We start from the raw sequence: 26,607 nt of genomic DNA, 5'->3' as shown, positions 1-26,607 counted from the left end.
ATGGTTTGAGCAAGTCCGCGTGGTTCATGGGTGGTGTGGTGCTGCTTTCCTGGGGCGCAGACTTGGCCTTGGCACAGCAGCAGCAGGGCCCGGTGGGCGGGATCTACACCTGCGTGGACCGCAATGGTCGGCGACTCACCGCCGACCGCCCCATTCCCGAATGCCTGGACCGCGAGCAGCGTGAGCTCAGCCCTTCGGGCATGACGCGCCGCCAGATCGGCCCGTCGCTCACGGAGCTGGAGCGTGCCGCCCTGGAGGCCCAGAAGCGCAAGGAGGTCGAGGAACAGGCCCGCATTGTGGAGGAGCGCCGCCGCGAGCGTGTGCTGGTGGCCCGCTACCCCAACAAGGCTGCCCACGACGTGGAGCGCGCCGCCGCGATCCAGCTGGTGGACGACGTCACGGCCACGGCGGAAAAGCGCATCACCGAACTGAAGGCGGAGCGCAAGAAGCTGGACGTGGAGATGGAGTTCTACAAGAAGGACCCCAACAAGGCGCCGATGACCCTGCGCCGCAAGATCGGCGAAGTGGACGACAGCCTGGCCGAACAGCAGCGCTTCATTGCCGGGCAGGACCAGGAAAAGCGCCGCGTGCACGCGCGGTTCGATACCGAGCTGGCGCAGCTGCGCAAGCTATGGGATGCGCAGCGGGTGCCAGCGGTGACGCCGGCCGCCTCGGCGGCTAGCGCCGGGAATGCTGCCGGCCCGGGCGGCCCGCGCTACTGAGGCGGATCGATTTGATCCATGAAACACAAAGGGGCCTTTCGGCCCCTTTGTGTTTCATGGCGCAACCAGCGCCTGGTGATCGTCGCTGTGTGATCAACCTGCGAGCTTGGCGCGCAGCAGATCGTTGACCTGCTGCGGATTGGCCTTGCCCTTGCTGGCCTTCATGATCTGCCCCACCAGCGCGTTGAACGCCTTGTCCTTGCCGGCCTTGAACTGGGCCACGTTGTCGGGGTTGGCGGTAATGACCTCGTCGATGATCTTTTCCAGCGCGCCGGAGTCGTTCATCTGCTTGAGGCCCTTGGCTTCGATGATGGCATCCACCTCAGTGCCTTCACCGGTCCACAACGCGTCGAACACTTGCTTGGCAGCGTTGTTGGAGATCGTGCCATCGGCAATCCGGCCGATGAGCGCAGCCAGTTGGGCCGAGGATACGGGGGCTTGCTCGACGCCGATCTCCGCCGTGTTCAGGCGGCGCGAGACCTCGCCCATGATCCAGTTGCTGGCCAGCTTGGGCTGGCTGCAGGCTTTGGCGGCGGCCTCAAAGTAAGCCGCCATCGCCTTGCTCTGCGTGAGCGTGGTGGCGTCGTACTCGGGCAGGCCGTAGTCGGCCACGAAGCGCGCGGCCATGGCGCGGGGCAGCTCGGGCATCTGGGAGCGCTCGCGCTCGATCCAGTCGGGCGCGATCACCAGCGGCGGCAGATCGGGATCGGGGAAATAGCGGTAGTCGGCCGCGTCTTCCTTGGTGCGCATGGCGCGCGTCTCGCCGGTGTCCGGGTCAAACAGCACGGTGGCCTGCTGGATGGCGTGGCCGTCCTCGATCTGCTCGATCTGCCAGCGGATCTCGTAGTCGATCGCCTGCTGCATGAACTTGAACGAGTTCAGGTTCTTGATCTCGCGGCGCGTGCCCAGCGGCGCGCCGGGCTTGCGCACGGACACGTTGGCGTCGCAGCGGAAGCTGCCCTCCTGCATGTTGCCGTCGCAGATGCCGATCCAGGTCACGATCTTGTGCAGTTCCTTGGCGTAGGCCACGGCTTCTTCGCTGCTGCGGATGTCGGGCTCGGTCACGATCTCCAAGAGGGGCGTGCCGGCGCGGTTCAGGTCGATGCCGGACTGGCCGATGAAGTCCTCGTGCAGCGATTTACCTGCGTCTTCCTCGAGGTGGGCGCGCACCAGGCGCACGGTCTTCTTCTCGTCGCCCAGGTAGAACGACACCTCGCCGCCCTGCACCACCGGGATCTCGAACTGGCTGATCTGGTAGCCCTTGGGCAGGTCGGGGTAGAAGTAGTTCTTGCGCGCAAAGATGCTGCGCGGCGCGACGTGCGAGCCCAGTGCCAGGCCGAGGCGAATGGCGCAGGCCACGGCTTCGCGGTTCATCACGGGCAGCGTACCGGGCAGGGCCAGGTCCACGGCGCAGGCTTGCGTGTTGGGCTCGGCGCCAAACGCGGTGCTGGCGCGGCTGAAGATTTTGCTCTTGGTGGCGAGCTGGGCGTGGGTCTCGAAACCGATGACGACTTCGTAGCCGTGAATGAGTTTGGCAGACATGGATCTGTCCTTGGCTATCAAATAAGGAGCTGCTAGCGCTTGTCAGGCGGGTGTTTCAGATGATTTTGGCCTGAAACCCTTTGGAATCAAGCGCTGGCAGCTATGTTTTTCAGAGCGGAGACCGCAGGTGGAAGTCGGTGGCCTGCTGCAGGCGGTGTGCGGCGTTCAGCAACCGGCTTTCCTGGAAGTAGTTGCCAAGCAGCTGCAGGCCCACGGGCATGCCGCCTTCGCCAAAGCCCGCGGGCACGCTCATGCCGGGCAGGCCGGCCAGCGAGCCGGGCAGGGTGAAGATGTCGGCCAGGTAGTCGGCCAGTGGGTCGTTGCCGTGGTCGCCTAGCTTCCAGGCCACGGTGGGGGCCACGGGGCCGGCGATCAGGTCGCAATCCTTGAAGGCGTTCTGGAAGTCGTCGGCAATCATGCGGCGGATCTTCTGGGCCTGCAGGTAGTAGGCGTCGTAGTAGCCGTGACTCAGCACGTAGGCGCCAATCATGATGCGGCGCTTGACCTCGTCGCCAAAGCCTTCGGCGCGGGTCTTCTTGTACATGTCAATCAAGTCGGCGTAGTCCTTGGCGCGGTGGCCGAACTTCACGCCATCGAAGCGGCTGAGGTTGGACGACGCCTCGGCGGGCGCAATGATGTAGTACACCGGAATGGACAGCTCCGTGCGCGGCAGGCTGATGGGCACGAGCTTGGCGCCGAGCTTTTCGTATTCCTTGAGCGCGCCCTCCACGGCCGCGCGCACATCGGGCGCCAGGCCTTCGCCAAAGAACTCGGCGGGGACGCCGATGCGCAGGCCGTCGATGCTGTCGTTCAGCTTGGCGCTGAAATCTTCTGCAGGCACGTCGAGCGATGTCGAATCGCCGTCGGGGTCGGGGCCGCACATGGCGGACAGCAGCAGCGCGCAGTCTTCGGCGCTGCGGGCCATGGGGCCGGCCTGGTCCAGGCTGGAGGCGAACGCGATCATGCCGTAGCGGCTGGCGCGGCCGTAGGTGGGCTTGATGCCGGTCACGCCGCAGAACGACGCGGGCTGGCGGATGGAGCCACCCGTGTCCGTGCCGGTGACGGCGGGGGCCAGGCGCGCGGCCACGGCCACGGCGCTGCCGCCCGATGAGCCGCCGGGGATGCGGCCCGTGTCCCAGGGGTTGCGCACGGGGGCGGGGGCGTCAAAGCCCACCGGGGCCACGGCGGAGTTTTCGTTGGACGAGCCCATCGCGAACTCGTCGCAGTTGAGCTTGCCCAGCGTCACGGCCCCGGCCTCGGCCAGCTTGGTGACCACGGTGGCGTCAAAGGGCGACTGGTAGCCCGCCAGCATCTTCGATCCCGCCGTGCTGGGAAAGCCTTGGGTGACGAAGATGTCCTTGTGGGCAATGGGCACGCCCGCGAGCGGGCCGGCGGTGCCGGCGGCGATGGCGGCGTCCTGCGCGCGGGCCTGCGCCAGGGTGATCTCGGGGTTCACGGCCACGTAGGCGCCCAGGTGCTGATGGGCTTGGGCGCGGCCCAGGAAATGCTGGGCGGCCTCGACGGCCGAGACGCGGCGCTCGCGCAGTTCGGCGGCCAGTTGGGCCACGCCCAGGTCGTGCAATGCGGTGGAAGTCATGCGGCGGAAGTCAGTTCTTACTTACTCGATCACTTTGGGCACGAGGAACAAACCTCGTTCGACAGCGGGGGCGCTTTGCTGGTTGGCCTCGCGCTGGTTGGGCTCGCTGGCCACGTCCTCGCGCAGCCGCAGGGCCACGTCCTGGATGGCGGCCACGGGGTGGGCCAGGGGCGTGACGCCCGAGGTATCCACAGCCCGCATCTTTTCCACGATGTCAAAGAAACCGTTGAGTTGAGTGAGCATGCGCTCACTTTCTGTTGCGGTCAGTTCAAGCCGCGCCAAGTTGGCAATGCGGCCGATGTCCTGGGGGGTCAGTGCCATAGGGAGGAAAATCTAGAGAAACCAGAAGTAAAGCTGCGATCCGGCCCGCGCCGGGGGGAGTTATTCACAGGGGATGGGGTATTATCCCGGCTTTGCCGCAAGGCTCTCGAAATGGGAGTCAATTGCGTGAAAAAAGCCAATAAACACCCCTGAATACCCGGCGATGGCAGGCCGACGTGCATGCCGTGCCTGAGAGGACTTTTGAATGTTCGGAGCTTTCCGTCGGTACTTCTCCACCGACCTTGCCATTGACCTTGGCACAGCCAACACCCTCATTTTCGCCCGCGACAAAGGCATCGTCCTCGACGAACCTTCCGTCGTCGCCATCCGCCACGAAGGCGGCCCTCACGGCAAGAAAGTCATCCAGGCCGTAGGCCACGAGGCCAAGGCCATGCTGGGCAAGGTGCCCGGCAACATCGAAGCCATCCGCCCGATGAAGGACGGCGTGATCGCCGACTTCGTGATCACCGAGCAGATGATCAAGCAGTTCATCAAGATGGTGCATCCGCGCACGCTGTTCACCCCCAGCCCGCGCATCATCATCTGCGTGCCCTGCGGCTCCACCCAGGTGGAGCGCCGCGCCATCAAGGATGCGGCCGAGGCCGCGGGCGCCACGGCGGTGTACCTGATCGAAGAACCCATGGCTGCTGGCATCGGCGCTGGTCTGCCCGTCTCGGAAGCCTCGGGCTCCATGGTCGTGGACATCGGCGGCGGCACCACCGAAGTGGGCGTGATCTCGCTGGGCGGCATGGTCTACAAGGGCAGCGTGCGCGTGGGCGGCGACAAGTTCGACGAAGCCATCATCAGCTACATCCGCCGCAACTACGGCATGCTGATCGGCGAGCCCACGGCCGAAGCCATCAAGAAGAACATCGGCTCGGCCTTCCCCGGCTCCGAAGTGCGCGAGATGGAAGTCAAGGGCCGCAACCTCAGCGAAGGCGTGCCGCGCAGCTTCACCATCTCCAGCAACGAAGTGCTGGAAGCCCTGACCGACCCGCTCAACCAGATCGTCTCGGCCGTGAAGAACGCGCTGGAACAAACCCCTCCTGAGCTGGGCGCCGACATCGCCGACCGCGGCATGATGCTGACGGGCGGCGGCGCGCTGCTGCGCGACCTGGACCGCCTGCTGGCCGAAGAAACCGGCCTGCCCGTGCTGGTGGCCGAAGACCCGCTGACCTGTGTGGTGCGTGGCTGCGGCATTGCGCTGGAGCGCATGGACCGCCTGGGCAGCATCTTTACCAGCGAGTGATGTGTCACCCCCCTGAGCCGCTTCGCGGCTTCCCCCCGCTCTCGCGGCGTTGCACGCTGCGGGCGATGGGACGCACCCGGTGGCCTGGCAGAGCCAGTCCCACGGGTGCCCTGGTCTGGGCCGCGCCAGTTTTTTAGCAGCGGGTAGCGCGAAGCGCTTGAATCACTGACATGCCGCTGGGTACGCTGGAGCGCAGCGCTCCTCCTTTCTTCAAACAGGGCCCTTCGGCCCTGTCGCGTTTGGCCGTCTACAGCGCGCTGGCGCTGTTCCTCATGGTGGCCGATGCACGCTTCAAGCTGACCGGGCCGGTGCGCCAGGCGGTGGGTACCGTGCTGTACCCCGTGCAATGGCTGATGCTTCAACCCGTGGAATTTGCCAGCCATGGCGCGGGCTACTTTCAGTCGTTGAAAGCGGCGCAGGATGACCTGGACACCGCCCGCAAAAAGATGACCGAGATGGGCCAGCGGGCCAACCAGGCGGAGCAGCTGGCCCTGGAGAACGGCCGCCTGCGCCAGCTGCTGGCGCTGCGCGATCGCCTGGAAACCCCGGCCCAGGCGGCGGAGGTGATCTACGACACGGCCGACCCCTACACGCGCCGCGTGGTGGTGGACCGGGGGCAGATGGGCGGCGTGGTGCTGGGTGCACCCGTGATGGACGAAGCGGGCGTGCTGGGCCAGGTCACGCGCGTGTTCCCGCTGGTGAGCGAGGTCACGCTGCTGGTGGACCGCGACCAAGCCATCCCGGTGCTGAACGTGCGTACTGGCGCGCGGGGCGTCGCCTATGGCGATCCCGTGGCCGGGCATGACGGCGGCATGGAACTCCGCTTCATGCCAGCCAATGCCGACGTGCGCGAGGACGACCTCCTCACCACCAGTGGCGTGGACGGGCTCTACCCCTCCGGCCTGCCCGTGGCCCGTGTGGTGCGGGTGGAGCGCCGCGCCGACTCGGCGTTCGCGCGGGTGTATTGCAAGCCGCTGGCGCAGGTGCAGGGCGCGCGCCACGTGGTGGTGCTCCAGCCCCTGCCTGAAAACGCGTCGCTGCCCCGGCCCGAGCCGGCCCACCCCGTGCCGGTCAAACGCGGAGGGCGCAAGGGATGATGCCCCTGCTGACGAAGCACATGGCGGGCTGCGGCTGGCAGCGCCCGAAAGGAGGCCCGCGATGATCATGCCGCGCGGCGAGCCGCTGCTGCTGCCGGTCAATCCGGTGTTCATCGTCGCCAGCCTGGCGGCGGGCCTGGCCATCAACCTCCTGCCGCTGGGCCGCGTGGTCTGGATGCCGGATGTGCTGATGGTGCTGCTGGTTTTCTGGGGCGTGCACCAGCCCCTGCGCATCGGCATGGGCGTTGCGTTCCTGCTGGGCCTGTGCATGGATGTAAGCCAGTCGGCGCTGCTGGGCCAGCATGCGCTGGCGTACACCGTGCTGTCGTTCGGTGCCATTGCAATCCACCGCCGCCTGCTGTGGTTCAGCGTGCCGTCGCAGGCCCTGCAGGTGCTGCCGCTGTTTGCGCTGGCCCACGCGACCGAGCTCCTGCTGCGCATGGTCTCTGGAGGCATCTTTCCGGGGCTTTGGAGCTTCCTCGCGCCGCTGATCGAAGCGCTGCTGTGGCCTCTGGCCAGCTGGGTGCTGCTGGCACCGCAGCGCCGGCCGCCCGACAGCGACCAGAACCGGCCGCTCTAGCATGCTTGCCCCTGAGTCGCTTCGAGCCTTTCCCCTTCGCTCGGCTTCGCCGGGAAGGGGGACGCAGCCAGCGCACGCGAGCGAAGCGCCGCCTGCGCGGCTTGGCGGCCCTGGCGCGGCTGCCGTTGCTGGGCGCGTGCCGGTATCGCCGATGACAGGCGAACGCGAGGTGATGAGGTGCCCGAATGACTGAGCTGCGCAGCAGCGAGGCCGACGCCTCGCGCTTTCGCGTGCGGGCGCTGGTCATCGGCGCCGTCGTACTGCTGGCGTTCTGCCTCGTGGCCGCGCGGCTGGTCTACCTGCAAGTGGTGCGGCACGAAGACCTGGCGGCCCAGGCCGAGAGCAACCGCACGGCGGTGGTGCCCATCGTTCCCAATCGGGGGCTCATCCTAGACCGCAACGGCGTGGTCCTGGCCACCAACTATTCGGCCTACACGCTGGAGATCACGCCTTCGCGCGCCGGGGTGCTGGACGACACCATCGACGAGCTTTCCCAGGTGGTGGAGATCCACAGCCGCGACCGCCGCCGCTTCAAGCGGCTGATGGAAGAGTCGCGCAACTTCGAATCCCTGCCCATCCGCACGCGGCTGACCGACCAGGAAGTGGCGCGCTTCACGGCCCAGCGCTACCGGTTTCCGGGCGTGGACATCAAGGCGCGGCTGTTCCGCAACTACCCGCTGGGAGAGGTGGCCAGCCACGCCATCGGCTACATCGGGCGCATCAACCAGACCGAGAAGGCGCGCATCCAGGACTCCGAGGACGAGGCCAATTACCGCGGCACCGAATACATCGGCAAGCTGGGCATCGAGCAGAGTTTTGAATCCGCGCTGCATGGCACCACGGGCTTCGAGCAGATGGAAACCTCGGCCGGCGGGCGCGCGGTGCGCAAGCTCTCCAGCCACGCGGCCACGCCGGGCGACAGCGTGATGCTGTCCATCGACATCAAGCTGCAAAAGCTCATCGAGGACATGTACGGCACCCGCCGCGGCGCGCTGGTAGCCATCGACCCGCGCAATGGCGAGATCCTGGCACTGGTCAGCAAACCCACGTTCGACCCGAACCTCTTTGTCGAAGGCATCGATGTGGAGAACTGGACGGCGCTCAACGAGTCCATCGACAAGCCCCTGCTGAACCGGGCCCTGCGCGGAACCTACCCGCCCGGCTCCACCTACAAGCCTTTCATGGCCCTGGCCGCGCTGCAGCTGGGCAAGCGCTCGCCCAGCCTGGTGATCAATGACCCGGGCTTCTACACCTTTGGCGGCCACACCTTCCGCAGCCACGAAGGCGGCCTGGGCGGCGTGGACATGCACCGCGCGATCCAGCAGTCGAGCAACACCTACTTCTACTCGCTGGCGGTGGAGATGGGCGTGGACACCATCCACGACTTCATGAAGCCGCTGGGCTTTGGCCAGTCCACGGGCATCGACCTCAACGGCGAAGTGCGCGGCACCTTGCCCAGCACCGAGTGGAAGCGCAATGCCTACAAGCGCCCGGAGATGAAGCGCTGGTTCCCTGGGGAGACCGTGTCGCTCGGCATTGGCCAGGGCTACAACAACTTCACGATGCTGCAGCTGGCGCTGGCACAGGCCACGCTGGCCAATGGCGGCATCCGATACCGGCCGCACATGGCCAAGGCGGTGAAGAACGCGGTCACGGGCGCCATCACCGAAATCACGCAGCCCCCTGGCGAAAACCTGGGTTTTCTGCCCAAGAACGTGGACATCGTGCGCAATGCCATGGTGGCGGTGAACAAGGGCGGCACCGGCACGCGCGTGTTTGCCGGGGCGCCCTACACGTCGGGCGGCAAGACCGGCACGGCGCAGGCCGTGAGCCTGGGCCAGAACGTGAAGTACAACGCCAAGGCGCTCGAAGAGCATCAGCGCGACCATTCGCTTTACGCCGCCTTCGCGCCCGCCGAAAACCCGACGATCGTGATCGCCGCCATCGTGGAGAACGCCGGCTTTGGCGCCGCGCATGCGGCGCCCATTGCGCGCCGGGTGTTCGACTACTGGCTGCTGGGCGACTACCCGAGCGAGGAAGACCTGGCCGCCGTGCAGAAGGGCCTGGCCTCGGCACCCATCGGCAAGCCGCGCAAGGCGGCGGACGTGCCGTTGGCTGCACCGTAGATTGCTATATAAAGAATAGCTGTTTGCGCTTGATGGATAAGCGCTAGAGCCGATTTGAATGCATTGACTGCCTGCCTCGGACAGGCCCTGGGCCGTTCAGGCTGAGCTTGTCGAAGCCAGGGCGTGCTTTTGCAGACGCTCCCTGCCAAGCTCAGGAACGGCTCGGAAGCGGCTTGTGAAAGCGCCGCGCAAGGCTTCAACAAGTACAGCCCGAACGGGCATGCCGGCGTCCAAGGTGCCGGCTCAAGAAGTATCCCCCTGGTGTCCGCGTGTCTCGCGCGTTGCGTCAGGCCCGTTGCGTCCGGCCCGTGTGCGCCGCCGGCTGAATCTGGCTGAACACCAGCGCGGCCACGATCAGGGCGGCGCCACTGACGCCCGCCCAGCCCAGGCTTTCGCCCAGCAGCACCCAGGCCGTGAGGGCTGCGAACACCGGCTCCAGTCCGAACACGATGGCGCTGCGCATGGCATCCACGCGCTGCTGGCCCCAGGCCTGCAGCGTCACGACGACCACGCTGGCCAGCAGGCCCAGGTAGAGCAGCGCCAGCAGGGCGTCCAGGGGCAGGTCGGCCACGGACTGCAGCCAGTCCATGCCGCCACCTTGCGCCAGCAGCAGCGCGGTGGAGGCCAGCGCCATCACCGTGGCCTGCGCGGCGGCCATGCGCGTGGCGCGCAGCGGCTGCGCGACCGTGCGGCGCGCGCATTCCTCCAGCGCCAGGATGTACAGCGCATAGAACACCGTGCTCGCCAGCGTCAGCGTATCGCCCAGGTTCCAGGGCTCGTTCTCGTGGAACATCAGCGCCATGCCCGCGCAGGCCATGGCGCAGGCCGCCCACAGCCGCCAGCCGTAGCGCCGGCCGAGGAAGGCCATGGCGATCAGCGGCACCACCAGCACATTGAGCCCGGTGACGAAGGCGTTGCGGTTGCTGCTGGTGCGCGCCAGCCCTTCAATCTGCAGCCAGAACGCCAGGAACAGCAGCAGGCCCAGGGCGCAGCCCCAGCGCCGCTCGTGGCGCAGCATGCCGCGCCACAGTGGCGCGAGCACCACCAGCGCAATCACGAAGCGCAGCCAGATGATCTGCAGTGCGTCGAGGTGGGCCGAGAGCAGCTTCATGGCGGGGAAGGTGGTGCCCCACACCACCGTGACGGCCAACAGGGCTGCCAGGCCCCAGCGTTCAGTACGCATCGGAAATTCTCCCAAAAAGAAAAAGGGCCGCCGGTTGCCCGGCGGCCTCTGCGGTGCCGTGCCCTGCGCGCAGCTTCAGTGGCTGACCTGGCCCAGGAACGCCCGGATGCGGTCGTTGGCCGGGTTGCCGAAGAACTCCTGCGGTGGCGCGTCGTGGGCGATGCGCCCCTGGTCGAAGAACATCACCCGGTCGGCCACCTCGCGCGCAAAGCCCATTTCGTGGGTGACCACGATCATGGTCATGCCGCCGCGTGCGAGGCTGCGCATCACGTCCAGCACTTCCTTGACCATCTCCGGGTCCAGCGCCGAGGTGGGCTCGTCGAACAGCATCACTTTGGGCTGCATGGCCAGCGCCCGCGCAATGGCCACCCGCTGCTGCTGCCCGCCCGAGAGCTGCCACGGGTACTTGTGCGCGTGGTCCTGCATGCCCACGCGGCGCAGCAGTTGCATGGCCTCGTCATTGGCCTGCGGGCGCGGCGTGTGGCGGATGCGGCGCGGCGCCAGCGTCACGTTGTCCAACACGCTCATGTGGCCGAACAGGTTGAACTGCTGGAACACCATGCCCACTTCGCAGCGCTGGCGCTGCAGTGTGGTCAGGTCGTCGCACACCTCCACGCCGTCGATGGTGATGCGCCCGCTGTCGTGCGGTTCCAGGCGGTTGATGGCGCGCAGCAGCGTGCTCTTGCCCGAGCCCGAGGCGCCGATGATCACCGTCACCTCGCCGGTATGGAACACGGTGGAGACATCCTTGAGCACCTGGTGCGAGCCGAATGACTTGCACACGCGCTCGGCCACGATGTAGGGCTTGGGCTGGACGTTGGGGTTCATCGGTTGCGGCCCTCCACGTCGAAGCGGTACTCGACAGCGTTCGAGATCTGCGTGACCAGCGTGGTCAGCAGCAGGTAGGTGACGGCCACCGTCGTCAGCGTGGCAATGGGCTGGAACGTGGCCGACTGGATGCGGTTGCCCACGTTGGTCAGCTCCACAACGCCGATCGCGTAGGCCAGCGAAGAGTCCTTGAGCAGCGCCACAAAGTTGCTCACCAGCGGCGGCAGCGAGATCTTGAACGCCTGCGGAAACACCACGTCCAGGAACACGTGCATGCGGCCCAGGCCCAGCGCCTTGGCGGCCTCGGTCTGCCCGCGCGGCACGGCCAGCAGGCCTGCGCGCAGGGCCTCGGCGTTGTAGGCGCCCACGTTCAGCCCCAGGGCCACCACGGCCGCTGCAAAGTCGGGTAGGTTCAGCCCCGGCACCAGCACCGGCAAGGCGAAGTACACAAACAGGATCTGCACCAGCAGCGGCGTGCCGCGGATGGCCCAGATGTACACGCTGGCCACCCAGCGCACCGCGGCCCAGCGCGACGTGCGGGCCAACGCCGCCGCCGTGCCCAGCACCAGGCCCACGGCCCCGCTCACCAGCGTGAGCCACAGCGTGGTGCGCGCTCCCTCGGAAAACGCCTGGGCGTTGGGGCCAATCGGGTCCGGGAAGAACGACAGCAGGTGGCCCAGCAGGGAGAGGGCCAGCACCATCAGCACCAGCGCAGCGACCAGCGTGGCATTGCTGCGCTGCTGTCGGGACCAGCCTTGTGGCCAAAGAGCGAGAAGCATGGATCAGACGACCGGAAGGTCTTGTTGGGAAATCGGCTCGGCGGCAGGACCGGCATCCGCCGCCACCAGAAACGGCAAAGGGTGCGCATCCGGCCTTCGCCCTCGCGCACCCCGTGGGTCCGTTTTATAGCAGGTCAGTTGCAGCGCACGTCTTCGTTGAAATACTTCTTGGAGACAGCGGCGTAGCTGCCGTCGGCCAGCACTTCGGCGAAGGCCTTGTTCCAGGCATCGGCCAGGCCCGTGTTGCCCTTGGCCATGGCGGGGGCGATGCGCTCGATGAACAGCATGTCGCCGAGCTTGAAGCCGGCCTTGGCGTTCTTGGCCGCGGCTTCCTTGGCCACAAACTTGTCGCTTACCCAGGCGTCCACCCGCTTGGAGATCAAAGCGCGCTGGGCGTCGGTGTCCTGCGGGAAGTTCTTCACTTCCTTCACGCCGCTGACCTTCTTGACCTGCTCCAGGTAGCTGGTGCCGGTTTGCACGGCCACGACCTTGCCAGTCAGGTCCTTGGCGTTGCGGATTTTTTCATCCATGGCCACGATGATGCCGCCCGAGCAGTAATGGGGGTTGGCAAAGGTCACGGCCTTGGAGCGCTCGTCGGTCACGCCGTGCGATGCGATCACCGCGTCCCAGCGGTTCTGGCCCAGGCCGGTCAGCAGCGCGTCGAAACCCAGGGTCTTCCATTCGAGCTTCAGTCCCATCTTCTTGACCACCAACTCCGCCACTTCCACCTCAAAACCTGTGAGCTTGGTGCCTTCGAAGAAGTTGAACGGGGCAAACTGGCCTTCGGTGGCCACGATGATCTTGCCGTCCTTCTTGATCTCATCCAGCGTGCGGGCCTGGACGGCAAGGGCAGCGCACAGCGCCACGGCGGTGACAACGGCAGACTTGAAAAACTTCATGGCAGGTTCCTGTGGGGGTGGTTCAGGTACAAAAAATCCGGCATGCGGGTAGGCAAGCCGGAGCGGGTGAATGCAGGCATCGCCAACGGCGACGGGCCTCGTCATCAAACGGAAACGCGCAGAAATTATAGGACGGGCGTTCGCCTGCGAACCATGCAGGGCAACCCGGATGACCGGGATGTGCACTGGTGGTAAGCGGGCAAGGGATGGCCTGCATAACTCCCTGCGGTCGGCGCTAGCGCGGCCTCGGGCGGTCCGCTGCGTTGCTTTTCTTGCCAATAGCTGGGCTATTGGCAAGAAAAGGCGCCTTGCGGCCCATCCCGATCCGCACTACCGCCGACTCGCGAGGGTTATGCAGGCCATCCCAAGCAAACATGGTGCCACCAGGGCCTCAGCGCAGGAAGGCGTCGTAGCCGGTCTTCAAAATCAGCGAGCTCACCACCACGATGAAGATCCCGCGCACGAAACCCGTACCGTGCTTGAGCGCTAGGTGCGTGCCCAGCAGGCTGCCCACCACGTTGGCGATGGCCAGGGTCACCGCGAAGTGCCACCACACGTGGCCCTTGGCGGCAAACAGCGCGATGGCGGCGATATTGGTGGCGCAGTTGAGCAGCTTGGCCGACGCCGAGGCGTTCAGGAAGTCGTAGCCCAGCAACCGTACGAACAGGAAGACAAAGAAGCTGCCCGTGCCTGGGCCGAAAAAGCCGTCGTAGAAGCCGATGAGCAGGCCAATGAGGCTGGCCGCCAGCACCTCGGCCTGGCCAGTGAAGCGCGGCGTGTGGTGGCGCCCCAGCTCCTTCTTGACCAGCGTATAGGCCAGCACGCCCAGCAGCACCAGTGGCAGCAGCTTGCGCAGGAAGTCGGCCGACATCACCGTGACGGCCCAGGCGCCCGCGAACGACCCCGCAAACCCGGCCCCTGCCGCCGGCAGCATGGCCGACCAGCGCACCTGCACCTTGCGGCTGTACTGCCAGGTGGCCATGGCCGTGCCCCACACCGAGGCCGCCTTGTTGGTTCCCAGCAGCGTCGCTGGTGGCGCACCGGGAAAAGCCGCAAACAATGCCGGGACCATCACCAGACCACCACCGCCCACAATCGCATCCACAAAGCCTGCCAGCAGCGAGGCGAGGGTAATAAAAATCCATTCCATCGCTGGATTTTCGCAGCTTGGCTGCTATCGATTCAGGACTTGCGGGAGAGGCCCTGAAGATCGTTCGAGCGGTTTCAAGAAAGCGCGTCGGCGCGAAGCGGCAAGAAAAAAGGCGCTGGGGTTGCCAGCGCCTGGAAAGAATGCACCTCGTTGGATGCTTTGGAATTGGGTTGTTGGTAGAAAGGTTGTCTCCTCGGCCCCTCGCTTGGCACACCGAAGCGCGCTTTCGAGTGCCGCAACTGTAGCGAGTGCACTCCGCTGGTGCATTGGGGGTTTCCCGCCCCCGTTCTGGGGCGGGAAACATGCTGTTACCGCCCGGAATCAGGGATTGGGCTTGGCACGGCTCGTGCAGTTGGACTAGGAACCATTACGAAAGGGAGCCGCCATGCGGGCAATCAACCACCGGTTCGTTGGGGTCGCGTCGCTGTGCCTGGGCCTGTGCGCCAGTGCGCTCGCGCAGACGGCGCCCGAGGTGGCAGGGGTCGCGCCTTCCGTGCCCCTCGCACGCCCCGGGCTGGTGGCGCAGTCCACGATCAATGCTGCCGATACCGCGTGGATGATGACCTCCACAGCGCTGGTGCTGCTGATGACGCTGCCGGGCATTGCCCTGTTCTACGCGGGCATGGTGCGCAAGAAGAACGTGCTCAACACCATGGCCGGTGTGGTGGCCATTGCCGCACTGGTCAGCCTGCTGTGGTTCGCGGCGGGCTACTCGCTGGCCTTCACTCCCGGCAGTCCCTGGCTGGGGGGTTGGGATCGGATCGGCTTTGCAGGCCTGGACTTCCAACTTGCTGGCGGCAAGCTGGCCGTGAGCCATGTGGCACCCCACATTCCCGAGTCGGTTTACGCGATGTTCCAGCTCACGTTCGCCATCATCACCGCCGCGCTGCTGGTGGGAGCGTTTGTCGAGCGCATGCGGTTTTCCGCCATGCTGATCTTCATCGGCCTGTGGACCTTGCTGGTCTATGCCCCGGTGGCGCACTGGGTGTGGGAGCCCGGGGGCTGGCTGGCCCGGATGGGCGCGCTGGACTTTGCCGGGGGCTCGGTGGTGCACGTGAATGCGGGCGTGGCCGGGCTGGTGTGCGCATGGTTCCTGGGACGGCGCACCGGCTATGGGCGCGAGCCGTTCGAGCCCTACAACCTGGGGCTCACCATGGCGGGGGCGGGCCTGCTGTGGGTGGGCTGGTTTGGCTTCAATGCGGGCTCTGCCGTGGCCGCCGACGGGCGCGCCGGGCTGGCCATGGCGGTAACGCACCTGGCCGCTGCGGCCGGAGCCTTGTCGTGGATGCTGGGCGAATGGTTGGTGCGCGGGCGGCCGTCCCTGCTGGGGCTGTGCTCTGGCCTGGTGGCGGGGTTGGTGGCCATCACGCCAGCGGCGGGGTTTGTCACGCTGCGCTCGGCGGTGGTGATCGGCCTGGTGGCCGGGCTGGCGTGCTACTGGGGTGCGACCGGGCTCAAGCGCCTGCTGCGCGCCGATGATTCGCTCGATGTGTTCGGGGTGCATGGCATTGGCGGCATCGTGGGCTCGCTGCTCACGGGCGTGCTGGCCAGCCGCACCGTGGGGGGTGCATCGGGCAGCCTGTTCACCCAGGCCATTGGTGTGGGCGCGGTGATGGTTTACAGCCTGGCCGCCACCGCCGTGCTGCTGTGGATCACCAACCTGGCCGTGGGCCTGCGCGTGGACGAGCAAAGCGAGCAGACCGGGCTCGACATTGCCCAGCACCGGGAGCGCTTGGGAGGCTGAACGGTGCCCCCGGCAGAGCTGCCGCCGCTCGCGCGTTGCGCAGCCATGCGTTGATGTGCCACAGCGGCGCGCCATGGATGAATCAAGTGCAGGAAGAACGTGTTTACGATTTTTTCAGGACCGCGCAAGTACCTTGCCGGGATGGGTTGCAAGGCGCGGTGCGCAGTGGATAGCTCGGCTATCCACAAGCGCCGCAACGCCGCAGACCGCCCGGCAAGGCACTTGCCCGAAGGGTTGGAGTGGAATCGGGCGATTGGATGCCTCGGCTGCTTGCATGGGCATGAGCCCATGCGGCACATCCGAAGCATCCACGTCCATCACGATGGCACTCCAACGCGGCCCCGAAAAGATCGTAAACACGTTCTAAGGAGCCGAACATGCCCGATTCCGACAAACTAGCGATTGCCGCGCACCTGCATGTGCTGTTGCGGCGCAAGACGGGGCGCGTGACCGATACCGAATGGATGGCCGCCAACGCGGACTACGCGCAAGAGATCGTGCGGTTTGCGCGCCTGCGTGCCGTGGAGGACAACGCACCCGAGCTGGCGGAGTGGGCCGACCGGCTGGACAATGCCTTGCAGGCGACCCCACCCGCCGCGCCGCGCCGCCCCCTGCTGGATGTGGCCACGCAGGCCGTGCGCCAACGCATGGCGCCGCCGGAGCCACCGCCCGAAGTGCCCCGCTACGTGGGCGGAATCCGCTGAGCTTGCCAGCGCGCGGGTTGGCGGCGGCGGCCGGCGTCAGGCAGCCTGCCGCGCTTTCACAATCCACTCCGCCGCCTTCTCCGCCATCATCAGCGTGGGCGAATTGGTGTTGCCGCTGGTGATGGTGGGCATGGCCCCCGCATCCACCACGCGCAGGCCCGCAATGCCGCGCACGCGCAGCTGCGAGTCCAGCACGGCCATCGGGTCGTCGTCCCGCCCCATCCTGGTCGTGCCCACGGGGTGGAAGATGGTGGTGGCGATGTCGCCGGCCAGGCGCGCCAGGTCTTCGTCGCTTTCAAACTGAACGCCAGGCTTCCATTCCTCGGGCTGGTACTTGGCCAGTGCGGGCTGGGCCACGATGCGGCGCGTGACGCGCAGGCTGTCGGCGGCCACCTGGCGGTCTTCGGGCGTGCTCAGGTAGTTGGGTGCGATGGCGGGGGCGGCCTTGAAGTCGGCGCTCTTGATGTTCACCGTGCCGCGGCTGGTAGGGTTGAGGTTGCACACGCTGGCGGTGAAGGCCGGGAAGCTGTGCAGCGGCTCGCCGAACGCGTCGAGCGACAGCGGCTGCACGTGGTACTCGATGTTCGGCCAGGGCTGGTCGGGGCTGCTGCGCGTAAACGCGCCCAACTGCGAGGGCGCCATGCTCATCGGGCCGCTGCGCTTCAAGGCATATTCGAGCCCGATCCTGGCCTTGCCCCACAGCGAACTCGCCATGGCGTTGAGCGTGGGCACGCCGCCCACCTTGAACACGGCGCGGATCTGCAGGTGGTCTTGCAGGTTGGCGCCCACGCCGGGCAGGTCGTGCACCACGTCGATGCCGTGCCGACGCAGCAGGGCCGCGGGGCCGATGCCCGAGAGCTGTAGCAACTGCGGCGAGTTGACGGCCCCCGCGCTCAGGATCACCTCGCCCGTGGCGCGCGCGGTGACCATTTCGTGCCCGTCCCACACCTGCACGCCGGTGCAGCGCTTGCTGCCGTCGGGCCGCGTCTCGATGAGGAGCTTGGCGGCCTGCGCGCTGGTCCACATCTCGAAGTTGGGGCGGCCGTAGCAGGTGGGCCGCAGGAAGGCCTTGGCCGTGTTCCAGCGCCAGCCGCCCTTCTGGTTGACCTCGAAGTACCCCACGCCCTCGTTGTTGCCGCTGTTGAAATCGTCGGTGGCCGGGATGCCGGCCTGCTGAGCGGCCTGGGCGAAGGCATCGAGCACATCCCAGCGCAGGCGCTGCTTTTCCACGCGCCACTCGCCGGTGCTGCCGGTGGACTTGTTGCCGTGCAGGCGCTTGAAGTTCTCGTTGGCGCCGCCGGGCTGGTCCAGGCGCCAGTGGTCTTCGTGGCGGCGGAAGTAGGGCAGGGCGTTGTCCCAGCGCCAGCTGGGGTCGCCGGTCAGCTCGGCCCACTGGTCGTAGTCGCGCGCCTGGCCGCGCATGTAGATCATGCCGTTGATGCTGCTGCAGCCCCCCAGCGTCTTGCCGCGCGGGTAGCGCAGCGTGCGGCCGTTCAGGCCCGCATCGGGTTCGGTCTGGTAGAGCCAGTCGGTGCGCGGGTTGCCGATGCAGTAAAGGTAGCCGACAGGGATGTGGATCCAGTGGTAGTCGTCCTTGCGGCCCGCCTCGATGAGGAGCACGCGGTGGCTTCCGTCCGCGCTCAGGCGGTTGGCGAGCAGGGCGCCGGCAGTGCCGCCGCCGATGATGATGGTGTCAAACGTGGTGTGGTCGCTCATGGGCTCGGCACGGGGCAGCAAGGGATGGATGGTGCGCCATTGTGCGGATCGAAACCGGTGTGTCGACAGGGATTGTGCGGGTTGCTATCAAAAATCTAGCGGCTTGCGCTGATGTGTATTGTCCTGCGGGCTTGTTTGATATTTATTTCACGGGCAGCGGGTCCGCGTCGGCGGGCCCCGCCTCCGCTGCGCGCGCAAATCCTACGCCTGCGGGGTGTTGCGCTCCGCTACCATGCTCGCTCACTTCATTCCTGGCGGCCGCGCCGCCGTGTCCATGACCGACCACGCACCTCGCATCGTTCGCACCGATACGCCCCAGGGGCCGTGCGCGCAGCTGCATGGGCGCTGGGGGGCGGCCGAGCTGGGCAGCCGTGCGCAATGGCGGGTTTTGTCGGACCAGTTGCGCGATCTGCCCGCCGGGGCCGCGCTGGCGTGGGACTTGCGCGAGCTGCGGTGGCTGGACCATGTGGGCGCGCAGCTGTTGTGGAACCAGTGGCAGCACGACTGGCCCGCCCAGCTGGCCTGCACCGATGCGCAGCGCGCCATGCTGGCGCGCGTGGCCGAGTTCACCGCTACCGCCCAGCCGCCAGCGCCGGAGCCCTGGCGGCTGGGCCAGCAGGTCGACCACCTTGGCGTGCTGGTGCTGCACGCCGTGGACCACGCGCGCCACATGCTCGAAATGGTGGGCCGCCTGGTGCTTGATCTGGCCCGACTCGTCCGCGCACCGCGCCGCGGGCCGTGGCGCGACGTGTCCGGCCACCTGTACCGCATGGGGGCCACGGCGCTACCCATCACGGCGCTGGTGGGGTTCCTCATCGGTGTGGTGCTGGCCTACCTCATGAGCCTGCAGCTGCGGCAGTTCGGCGCCGAATCGTTCATCGTCAACATCCTGGGCATTTCGCTGATCCGCGAGCTGGGCCCGATGCTGGCGGCCATCCTGGTGGCGGGGCGTTCGGGCTCGGCCATCACGGCGCAGATCGGTGTGATGCGCGTGACCGAGGAGCTCGATGCGATGCGGGTGATGGGCATTCCGCACGGCTTTCGGCTGGTCATGCCGCGCACCATCGCACTCGCGCTGGCCATGCCGCTCATCAGCGTATGGACCACCCTGGCCGCCTTGGCGGGCGGCATGCTGGCGGCGGACATCTCCATGGGTATCTCGCCCGCTTACTTCGTGCAGGCGCTGCCCGCGGCCGTCAAGATCGGCAACCTCGGCCTGGCCATGGCCAAGTCGGTGGTGTTCGGTGCCTTCATCGCGCTCATCGGCTGCCACTGGGGCCTGCGCGTGAAGCCCAACACGCAAAGCCTGGGCGAGGGAACGACCGCGTCGGTGGTCACTTCGATCACCATGGTCATCATCGTGGACGCGCTGTTTGCGGTGGCGTTCAAGAACATTGGTATATGAAGATGAGGCATCCCCCTGAGCGGCTTCGCCGCTTCCCCCTTCTCTCGAATCACTGCGTGATTCGGGAAGGGGGACGCCGCCAGCGCGGCGGGGAGGCCCTTGCGCGGCGGCCGCTGGGTTGGGGCGCGCGAGTCTCGAGCGCTGCGGCGTTGTTGGTGGATGGGGTGGTGAAGCCATGACAGAACGAATCGCCAAACCCGAGCACATTGCTGTCGCGCCGGGGGAGCCGCCCATCGTGGACGTGCAGGGCCTGTGGACGCAGTTCGGCAAGGGCAGCGAAGTCTTCACCGTGCACCAGGACCTGAACTTCACGGTGCAGCGCGGCGAGATGCTGTCGCTGGTGGGGGGCTCGGGCACGGGCAAGACGGTGCTGCTGCGCCAGATCCTGGGGCTGGCGCGGCCGGCGCGCGGCAGCGTCACGGTGCTGGGCCGGCCCGCGTCCGAAATGGGGCGTGAGGGCGCGGCCAGCCGCGTGGGCATGCTGTTCCAGCACGGCGCGCTGTTCTCGGCCTTCAATGTGCTCGACAACGTGGCGTTTGCGCTGCGCGAGCAGGGCACGCTGCCGGCCGACCTGGTGCGCGACGCGGCCATGGTCAAGCTGCAGATGGTGGGCCTCAAGCCCGAACATGCCACGCGCATGCCGGCGGATCTTTCGGGCGGCATGGTCAAGCGCGTGGCGCTGGCGCGGGCGCTGATCATGGACCCGCCGCTGTTGCTGCTCGACGAACCCACGGCGGGACTGGACCCGAGCAGCTCCGACGACTTCTGCGCGCTGCTGCGCGAGCTGCGGGCGGCGCTGGGCCTCACGGTGGTGATGGTCACGCACGACCTCGATACGCTGTTTGCCCTCAGCACCCGCGTGGCCGTGTTGGCCGACAAGAAGGTCATCGTCACGGGACCGCCGCACGAGGTGGCGCACTTCAAGCACCCGTTCATCGAACATTTCTTCCTGGGCGAACGTGGCCAGCGCGCCATGGCCCCGGTGCAATCCGTGGAGCACGCCGTGGCAGCGCAGGTCGCAGCCACCGCGCCCACGCCCGACAAGGAACCCACCTGATGGAAAACAAATCCCACGCCCTCGCCGCAGGCATCTTCGTGCTGGTGGTGGCCGCCATGCTGGCGGGCCTGGCCATCTGGCTCACGCGCGACAACGCCAACTACGAGCAGTACGAGCTGTCCACCAAGGACGGTGTGAGCGGCTTGCAGCCTCAGGCCGCTGTGCGCTACAAAGGCGTGGCCGTGGGCAAGGTCACGCGCATCGGCTTTGACCCGCAGGTGACGGGCAACGTGCTCATCCGCATCGCCGTCAACGAGCAGGCGCCGATCAGCCCCACCACTTTTGCCGTGCTGGGCTACCAGGGCGTGACAGGCCTGGCCCACGTGCAGCTGGACGATGCCGACAAGCCCTACCCCGAGCTGCCGCCCGGCCCCAGCGGCCTGCCGCGCCTGCCGCTCAAGGCCTCGCCCTTTGGCAAGCTGGCCGAGCAGGCCCCTGCCATCCTCACGCAGGTGGAGGAAGCCACACGCCGCATCAACCAGGTGCTGGGCGACGGCAACCAGCAAAAACTCTCCGAGGCTCTGTCCAACATCGCGCAGGCCGCCGGCAGCGTGAATACGCTCACCCAGCGGCTGGACACCACCGTGGCCCAGCGGCTGGACCCGGCACTGGCCGCGCTGCCCCCCCTGGCCACGGATGCGCGCAAGACGCTGCAGGCGCTGCAGCAGGCGGGCACCAGTGTGTCGGCGCTGGCGGCCGACGTGAGCAAGACCACGCAGCGCCTGGGGGCCGAGGGCGGCCCCATCGACCAGATCACGATCGGCACGCAATCGCTCGCCCGCGCGGCCGATCAGTTCAGCACCACCACGCTGCCGCGCCTGAACCGCGCAGCCGACGACACCTCGCGCGCGGCCCGCACGCTCAGCCGCACGGCCGGGGGCGTGTCCGACAACCCGCAGTTGTTCATTTACGGCTCGGGCCGGATTCCACCCGGGCCCGGCGAGCCGGGGTTTGCGGCCCCCTGACGAAGGCATCGGTGCAAGAGGAATACTATGAAAAATATAGCTGCCTGCGCACATCCGACAAGCGCTAGACCCTTTTTTTGGAAGAACCTCGGTGCGGGCGTGCTCGCTTTGGTGCTGGCGGGCTGCTCCGCCTTGCCCACGCCGCCTTCGCGCCCGGTGATGTACGACTTCGGTCCTCTCACGGCGGCGCCCTCTCCGGGCGATCGCGCCGCTTCGCTGCAGCCGCTGGGCTTGGCCGAAGTGGAAGCGCCGGGCCTGCCGGACGGCAGCAACGCCGTGCTCTACCGCCTGGCCTATGCCGACGCGCAGCAGCTGCGTCCCTACAGCCAGGCCCGCTGGAGCCAGCCGCCCGCGCAACTGGTGCAGCAGCGCCTGCGCGAACAGCTCGGCCAGCGCCGCGCCATCCTGAAAGCGGAAGACGGCGCCGCCCTCGCGCGCGATGCGGCCCGTGGGGGCAAGCTGCCGCCCGTGCTGCGCGTGGAGATCGAAGAATTCAGCCACGTCTTCACCAGTGCCACCGACAGTGCCGCCGTGGTGCGCCTGCGCGCCACCATGGTCGACCTGACACGCGCGGGCGAAACGCTGCGGGGCCAGCGCGTGTTTGCGGTGCGTACGCCCGCGCGCAGTGCCGATGCGGCGGGCGGCGTGGCAGCGCTGGCGCAAGCCTCCACGCAAGCCGCACGCGAGCTGGGCGACTGGGTGGACAGTCTGGGCGACTGAGCTCCTTTTGCCCCGGACCACCCGGGGCCAAACTTTCCGGCGTGTTGTTGCCAGCGCCTGCCCTGCCCTGAGCGCGCCGGGGTCCTGAAGCCTGCGCGGGCGTCCTGGTGGCGCCAGGTCCTCTGTGCGGGCTCAGGGCCGGCGGCTCACGCCGCAGGCCCCTTGTGTGCCGCTTCTGCCGCAGCCACCTCGCTCGCCGACGCGCCGGCTTGCACGGGTGTAGAGGCCAGGCCCGTCACCACCCGCGCCTGGCGCGCAAAGGTCCAGTACGCCCAGGCCCAGTCCATCAGCACCACCACGCGGTTGCGAAAGCCGATAAGGAAGAACACATGCGCGAACAGCCAGAACAGCCACGCGAAATAACCTGAGAACCGCACCGGCCCTAGGGGCGAGGCCAGGTCCACCACGGCGGAGTTGCGGCCGATGGTGGCCAGATTGCCATAGTCGCGGTAGCGGAATGCCGCCGTCTCTTGCCCCGCGATGCGCCGCAGGATGTTGGCCGCAGCGGCACGGCCCATCTGCTTGGCCGCGGGCGAAACCCCCGGCACCGGCAGGGGCTCCTGGCCGGGCGTATGGCTCTTGGCGGCGGCCAAGTCGCCGATGACGCTGATCTCTGGCTGCGAGGCCAGGCTCAGGTCGGGCTCCACCACCACGCGGCCTGCGCGGTCCACGGTGGCGCCGGTGCTCTCGGCCAGCTGCCGGCCCAGGGGCGAGGCGGCCACGCCCGCGCCCCAGATGATGCACTTGCTGCGGATGCGGTAGCTGTCGGCGGCTCGGGTCTCGCCCGGTGGCAGGCCGGCAGCAGGTTTCTGCACGGTGAGACCGTCTTCATCAATGGCTGTGACGCGGGCGTTGACCCGCACGTCCACGCCCAGCTTTTCCAGCTGCTCCTGCGCGCGCTGGCTCAGCGTGGGCGGCATGGACTGCATCACGCGGTCGCTGCCCTCCAGCAGGATCACGCGCGCGGTCGCCGGGTCGATGTTGCGGAACTCCCCAGGCAGCGTATGGCGGGCGATCTCGGCCAGGGTACCCGCCATTTCCACGCCCGTCGGCCCGCCGCCGATGACCACGAAGGTCAGCCAGTCTGCCCGGCGCTGCGGCTCGGGCTCCTTCTCGGCTGCCTCGAAGGCCAGCAAGATGCGGCCGCGAATGTCAAACGCATCGTCCAGCGTCTTGAGCCCCGGCGCATAGGGCGCCCATTGGTCGTTGCCGAAATAGCTGTGCGCCGCCCCCGCGGCCACGATGAGGTGGTCGTACGGCAGCGCCAGCCCGTCCTTCAAGTGCACAGCGCGCGCCTGAACGTCGATGCGCACCACTTCGCCCAGCAGCACCGTGGCATTGGCCTGGCGCCGGAACAGGTGCCGGATGGGTGCCGCGATGGCGGGGGCTGACAGCCCTGCGGTGGCCACCTGGTAGAGCAGGGGCTGGAAAAGGTGGTGGTTGGTGCGGTCCACCACGGTCACGTCCACCGGCGCGCTGCGCAGGGCGCGGGCCGCTTCCAGGCCACCAAAGCCGCAACCGATGATGACAATCCGGGGCCGTGCGGGAGGGGTCACTGAGGTCATCCCCGCATTATTGGGGCGGCCGCTGCACCCAGGGCGGGCGATGGCGCCCTTTGTGTGTCAGCGTGCGCCTGCGCGCGGCAGTGCAGCATGTGCCCCCTTCAGGCCATGAAGCCCAGGTCCACCGGGTAGTCCGGCCGCCCAGCGGCGGCGCCAAAGTGCGCAATGTTGGGCAGCACGCTGGCCATCTCGCCGTCGGCCACGCCAAACCACTTGGCCAGGGTGGCCGCGTATTGGTCCACCGAGGTGGTGGGCAGCAGGCGGCCCTGGCCCACGTGCCACTGGTCCTCGGGCGCGGCGGTGTTGGTGATGCTGACTGGCGGCGCGCTGCCGTAGAAGGCTTTGCCCTTCACGGCGCCGCCCACCATGAGATGGTGGCTGCCCCAGCCGTGGTCCGAACCATCGCCGTTGGAACTGAGCGTGCGGCCGAAGTCCGAGGCAGTGAAGGCCGTCACCTTGTCCGCCACGCCCAGCTCCACGGTAGCGTTGTAGAAGGCGGTCATCGCTTCGCTCACGCGCTGCATCAGCCCGGGCTGCTGGGAGATCAGGTTGTCGTGCAGGTCAAACCCGCCCAGCGACACCAGGAACACTTGGCGCTTGCTGCCCAGCGCGTTGCGCGCGCCGATCAGGCGGGCCACCATCTTGAGCTGGTCGGCCAGCGAGTTGCTGCCGGGGAAGGCGGTGGACAGGCTCACCCCCGCCAGCCCGCCGGTGATCTGGCTTTCTGCCGCGATGGCACGGGCGGTGACGCGGTTGTATTCGTTCTCCAGGATCTGGTTGCTGGACTGCTGGATGAGCGAGGTGAGTGCCGTGCGCACGGCGGTGGAGCCATACACGTTGTTCTTCACGCCATTGATGGCCACGGCGCCGTTGGTGCTGACCTGGTATTGCAGCGCCGAGTCGCCCGACAGGAACACCGCGTTGCCCGTGACCGAAATGCAGGTGAACAGCGAGTTGCCGTTGGAAGACAGCGCCAGGTCGCCGATGTTGCCGCCCCAGCCCACGGTAGAGCCTTCGGGCGAGGACGACTGCCATACCGACTGCTGATCGTTGTGCGAAAACAGCTTGGGAGGAATGGGGTAGGTGGTGCGGTCCGGGCTGTTGTACTGCGCGCGGGTGAGCGGCACCACCAGCGGCCCCACGTTGAGCTGTACGGCGGCCTTGCCGCTGTTGAACAGGCTCGCCAGCCCCGTCATGGCCGGGTGCAGCGCATATTGGCGCCCACCTGGCAGGGGCGTGGTCGGGCTCAGCAGGGTGGCCGTCAGATCGGACTTGGCCAGCGCGATGCCGCCTGCTGTCTGCCCGGCGCCGCCACCGCGGATGGCGCTGTAGCGGTTGTAGCTGGCGTCGTCATACGTGACCACCGTGTTGGCGTAGTCGTTACCGCCGTACAGAAATACGCACACCAGGGCCTTGTAGTCGGTGGCGGTGAACGCGGCAGCCTCGCCCAGCGCGGCCAGGTTGAGCGCAAAGGGCAGGGCGGTGCCTGCCAGTCCCAGCTGGGCAGAGCGGCGCAAGAACGCGCGGCGCGAATGGAGTTCGGGTTGAAGCAGGTGCATGTGCGGGCCTACAGGGAAATTTGGGGACGATCGTTAGCCCGGTGGCTTACTTCTGGACAAGGTATTCGGCCGAAGCCATGACCAGGAAGATGGCAGCGCTGACGCGGTCGAGCTTGGCGTTGTCGCTGCTGGATGCCGTGACGGTGGTGGTCTTCAGCGCGTCGCTGATCAGCTTGACGGTGGCGGCCGAAAGCTGCCCCGCGCACATCAGAAGGTTGATTCGCGCCACCAGCGCATCGGGGTCGGTCACCAGCGCCAGTTCGCTGCTGTAGCTGGCCTTGATGTCAAAGCCGTCATTGGGCGTGCTCGCGTTGTGGGGCACGTCGGGGCCGTTCACCCAGATGCCGTTGCGAATGACGCCCTGCATGTAGTTGAGGTAGCCGCCCACGCTGCTTTCGTTGACCAGCTGGAATTCCGGGGCCACGGCACCGCTGGTGGCGAGCGCGGTGGAAGGCGGCACATAGCCGGGGCGGAAAAAGTTGAACACCGAGGGCGAGCGCAGCGGGCTCTGGCCCAGGCGTGAACCCGGGTCGCCCAGATTGCCGATCTTCCAGCTGCCGCGTGCGGAGCTGATGCCGAAGGTGCGCCCCCACTGCACGAAGCGCAGCATGGGCTCGCGCAGCTTGCCAAAGCCCGGTTGCGTCAGGCCCGCCGGTGCGCGCGCCTCGTCGTCCAGCAAGATGGCCTTGACCACGGCGCGCAAGTCGCCGCGCACGCCCGCGCCGTTGTTGTTGAACGCAGCGGCCACGCGCCCGACATAGGCGGGCGTGGGGTTGCTGGTAACCAGGCGCTGGATGAGCTGCTTGCCGATGAATGGTCCCACGTTCGGGTGGTTGAACAGCGTGTCCAGTGCCGTTTGGAGGGCGGCCGCGCCAGGCGTGTTGCCCGAAATGGTGGTGCCCAGGAACGTGGCATCCAGTGTGGAGTGGCGCGACTCGTTGAGCGCCATCGGCAGCCGGGTGAACGTGGTGCTGGGCACGGTGCGGGTGGTGCCCGGCACGGTAATGGGCGTGTTCTGCGACTGGTCGTAGTCGTAGCCGGTGAATACCCGCGCCAGGTTGGTCACGTCGCTTTGCGTGTAGCTGTCGATGGGCTTGCCCGC

Annotated in this window: 23 protein-coding genes; 11 read left to right on the top strand and 12 right to left on the bottom strand. The window is 67.4% G+C overall.

Annotated elements, in window-relative coordinates:
* Nucleotides 1–5: 5 nt before the first annotated feature.
* On the top strand, nt 6–722 hold the full coding sequence (locus tag MRY84_RS04180) for a DUF4124 domain-containing protein (protein WP_291504493.1): 717 nt from the start codon (nt 6–8) through the stop codon (nt 720–722).
* A 93-nt stretch (nt 723–815) separates the two neighbouring features.
* Here MRY84_RS04180 and gatB read toward each other — a convergent pair whose 3' ends face one another.
* From gatB to gatC, 3 genes are all read right to left on the bottom strand, one after another.
* The gene (gatB, locus tag MRY84_RS04175) at nt 816–2,264 is read right to left on the bottom strand and encodes an Asp-tRNA(Asn)/Glu-tRNA(Gln) amidotransferase subunit GatB (RefSeq protein WP_291504492.1); all 1,449 of its coding nucleotides are present in this window, start codon (nt 2,262–2,264) and stop codon (nt 816–818) included.
* A 109-nt stretch (nt 2,265–2,373) separates the two neighbouring features.
* The gene (gene gatA, locus MRY84_RS04170; protein WP_291504491.1) at nt 2,374–3,861 is read right to left on the bottom strand and encodes an Asp-tRNA(Asn)/Glu-tRNA(Gln) amidotransferase subunit GatA; all 1,488 of its coding nucleotides are present in this window, start codon (nt 3,859–3,861) and stop codon (nt 2,374–2,376) included.
* Between the two features lie 21 nt (nt 3,862–3,882).
* Nucleotides 3,883–4,182 carry an Asp-tRNA(Asn)/Glu-tRNA(Gln) amidotransferase subunit GatC gene (gene gatC / locus MRY84_RS04165; protein ID WP_291504490.1) on the bottom strand — a complete coding sequence of 100 codons (300 nt, stop codon included), beginning with the start codon at nt 4,180–4,182 and terminating at the stop codon, nt 3,883–3,885.
* Nucleotides 4,183–4,387: 205 nt separating this feature from the next.
* Between gatC and MRY84_RS04160 the strand changes: the two genes are divergently transcribed.
* From MRY84_RS04160 to mrdA, 4 genes are all read left to right on the top strand, one after another.
* On the top strand, nt 4,388–5,431 hold the full coding sequence (locus MRY84_RS04160) for a rod shape-determining protein (RefSeq protein ID WP_008907364.1): 1,044 nt from the start codon (nt 4,388–4,390) through the stop codon (nt 5,429–5,431).
* A gap of 170 nt (nt 5,432–5,601) precedes the next feature.
* Nucleotides 5,602–6,528: a rod shape-determining protein MreC gene (gene mreC / locus MRY84_RS04155; protein ID WP_291504489.1), complete on the top strand. Its 927-nt coding sequence runs from the start codon at nt 5,602–5,604 to the stop codon at nt 6,526–6,528.
* 61 nt (nt 6,529–6,589) lie between these two features.
* Nucleotides 6,590–7,108 (top strand): rod shape-determining protein MreD, encoded by a 519-nt coding sequence (gene mreD, locus MRY84_RS04150; protein ID WP_291504488.1) that lies wholly within the window; start codon nt 6,590–6,592, stop codon nt 7,106–7,108.
* A 185-nt stretch (nt 7,109–7,293) separates the two neighbouring features.
* The gene (mrdA, locus tag MRY84_RS04145) at nt 7,294–9,234 is read left to right on the top strand and encodes a penicillin-binding protein 2 (protein ID WP_291504487.1); all 1,941 of its coding nucleotides are present in this window, start codon (nt 7,294–7,296) and stop codon (nt 9,232–9,234) included.
* 286 nt (nt 9,235–9,520) lie between these two features.
* Here mrdA and MRY84_RS04140 read toward each other — a convergent pair whose 3' ends face one another.
* From MRY84_RS04140 to MRY84_RS04120, 5 genes are all read right to left on the bottom strand, one after another.
* Nucleotides 9,521–10,417: a DMT family transporter gene (locus MRY84_RS04140; protein ID WP_291504486.1), complete on the bottom strand. Its 897-nt coding sequence runs from the start codon at nt 10,415–10,417 to the stop codon at nt 9,521–9,523.
* A 75-nt stretch (nt 10,418–10,492) separates the two neighbouring features.
* Nucleotides 10,493–11,245 (bottom strand): amino acid ABC transporter ATP-binding protein, encoded by a 753-nt coding sequence (locus MRY84_RS04135; RefSeq protein ID WP_291504485.1) that lies wholly within the window; start codon nt 11,243–11,245, stop codon nt 10,493–10,495.
* Nucleotides 11,242–12,024 carry an amino acid ABC transporter permease gene (locus tag MRY84_RS04130; RefSeq protein WP_291504484.1) on the bottom strand — a complete coding sequence of 261 codons (783 nt, stop codon included), beginning with the start codon at nt 12,022–12,024 and terminating at the stop codon, nt 11,242–11,244. The genes MRY84_RS04135 and MRY84_RS04130 overlap by 4 nt, the downstream gene beginning before the upstream one ends.
* A gap of 134 nt (nt 12,025–12,158) precedes the next feature.
* Nucleotides 12,159–12,923, bottom strand: a complete 765-nt coding sequence (locus MRY84_RS04125) for an ABC transporter substrate-binding protein (RefSeq protein ID WP_291504483.1) — start codon at nt 12,921–12,923, stop codon at nt 12,159–12,161.
* A gap of 391 nt (nt 12,924–13,314) precedes the next feature.
* Nucleotides 13,315–14,073, bottom strand: coding sequence for a TSUP family transporter (locus tag MRY84_RS04120; RefSeq protein WP_291504482.1), 759 nt, complete (start codon nt 14,071–14,073; stop codon nt 13,315–13,317).
* A 385-nt stretch (nt 14,074–14,458) separates the two neighbouring features.
* Between MRY84_RS04120 and MRY84_RS04115 the strand changes: the two genes are divergently transcribed.
* Together MRY84_RS04115 and MRY84_RS04110 are read left to right on the top strand one after the other, a co-directional pair.
* Entirely contained in the window at nt 14,459–15,817 is a 1,359-nt protein-coding gene (locus MRY84_RS04115; protein WP_291504481.1) for an ammonium transporter, read from the top strand.
* 377 nt (nt 15,818–16,194) lie between these two features.
* Nucleotides 16,195–16,521, top strand: a complete 327-nt coding sequence (locus MRY84_RS04110) for a hypothetical protein (protein WP_291504480.1) — start codon at nt 16,195–16,197, stop codon at nt 16,519–16,521.
* A 36-nt stretch (nt 16,522–16,557) separates the two neighbouring features.
* On the opposite strand, the gene MRY84_RS04105 is transcribed toward MRY84_RS04110, so the two are convergent.
* The gene (locus tag MRY84_RS04105; protein ID WP_291504479.1) at nt 16,558–18,237 is read right to left on the bottom strand and encodes a GMC family oxidoreductase N-terminal domain-containing protein; all 1,680 of its coding nucleotides are present in this window, start codon (nt 18,235–18,237) and stop codon (nt 16,558–16,560) included.
* Nucleotides 18,238–18,511: 274 nt separating this feature from the next.
* Between MRY84_RS04105 and MRY84_RS04100 the strand changes: the two genes are divergently transcribed.
* The 4 genes from MRY84_RS04100 to MRY84_RS04085 all read left to right on the top strand — a co-directional run bounded on the left by MRY84_RS04100 (nt 18,512) and on the right by MRY84_RS04085 (nt 22,384).
* On the top strand, nt 18,512–19,642 hold the full coding sequence (locus MRY84_RS04100) for an ABC transporter permease (protein ID WP_291504507.1): 1,131 nt from the start codon (nt 18,512–18,514) through the stop codon (nt 19,640–19,642).
* A gap of 175 nt (nt 19,643–19,817) precedes the next feature.
* Entirely contained in the window at nt 19,818–20,699 is an 882-nt protein-coding gene (locus MRY84_RS04095) for an ATP-binding cassette domain-containing protein (protein WP_291504478.1), read from the top strand.
* Entirely contained in the window at nt 20,699–21,664 is a 966-nt protein-coding gene (locus MRY84_RS04090; RefSeq protein WP_291504477.1) for an MlaD family protein, read from the top strand. The genes MRY84_RS04095 and MRY84_RS04090 overlap by 1 nt, the downstream gene beginning before the upstream one ends.
* 99 nt (nt 21,665–21,763) lie before the next feature.
* The gene (locus MRY84_RS04085; RefSeq protein ID WP_291504476.1) at nt 21,764–22,384 is read left to right on the top strand and encodes an ABC-type transport auxiliary lipoprotein family protein; all 621 of its coding nucleotides are present in this window, start codon (nt 21,764–21,766) and stop codon (nt 22,382–22,384) included.
* A 146-nt stretch (nt 22,385–22,530) separates the two neighbouring features.
* On the opposite strand, the gene MRY84_RS04080 is transcribed toward MRY84_RS04085, so the two are convergent.
* The 3 genes from MRY84_RS04080 to MRY84_RS04070 all read right to left on the bottom strand — a co-directional run.
* Nucleotides 22,531–23,949 carry an NAD(P)/FAD-dependent oxidoreductase gene (locus MRY84_RS04080; RefSeq protein ID WP_291504475.1) on the bottom strand — a complete coding sequence of 473 codons (1,419 nt, stop codon included), beginning with the start codon at nt 23,947–23,949 and terminating at the stop codon, nt 22,531–22,533.
* Between the two features lie 98 nt (nt 23,950–24,047).
* On the bottom strand, nt 24,048–25,505 hold the full coding sequence (locus MRY84_RS04075; RefSeq protein WP_291504474.1) for a DUF1501 domain-containing protein: 1,458 nt from the start codon (nt 25,503–25,505) through the stop codon (nt 24,048–24,050).
* A 46-nt stretch (nt 25,506–25,551) separates the two neighbouring features.
* On the bottom strand, nt 25,552–26,607 hold a 1,056-nt coding region (locus tag MRY84_RS04070; RefSeq protein ID WP_291504473.1), incomplete at its 5' end, for a DUF1800 family protein.

It is taken from the genome of Acidovorax sp. (assembly GCF_022763525.1).
In the GTDB taxonomy this organism is placed as follows: Bacteria; Pseudomonadota; Gammaproteobacteria; order Burkholderiales; family Burkholderiaceae_C; genus Acidovorax.
The sequence above is the reverse complement of the archived record's forward strand: the minus strand, read 5'-3'. Positions and strand labels throughout refer to the sequence as shown.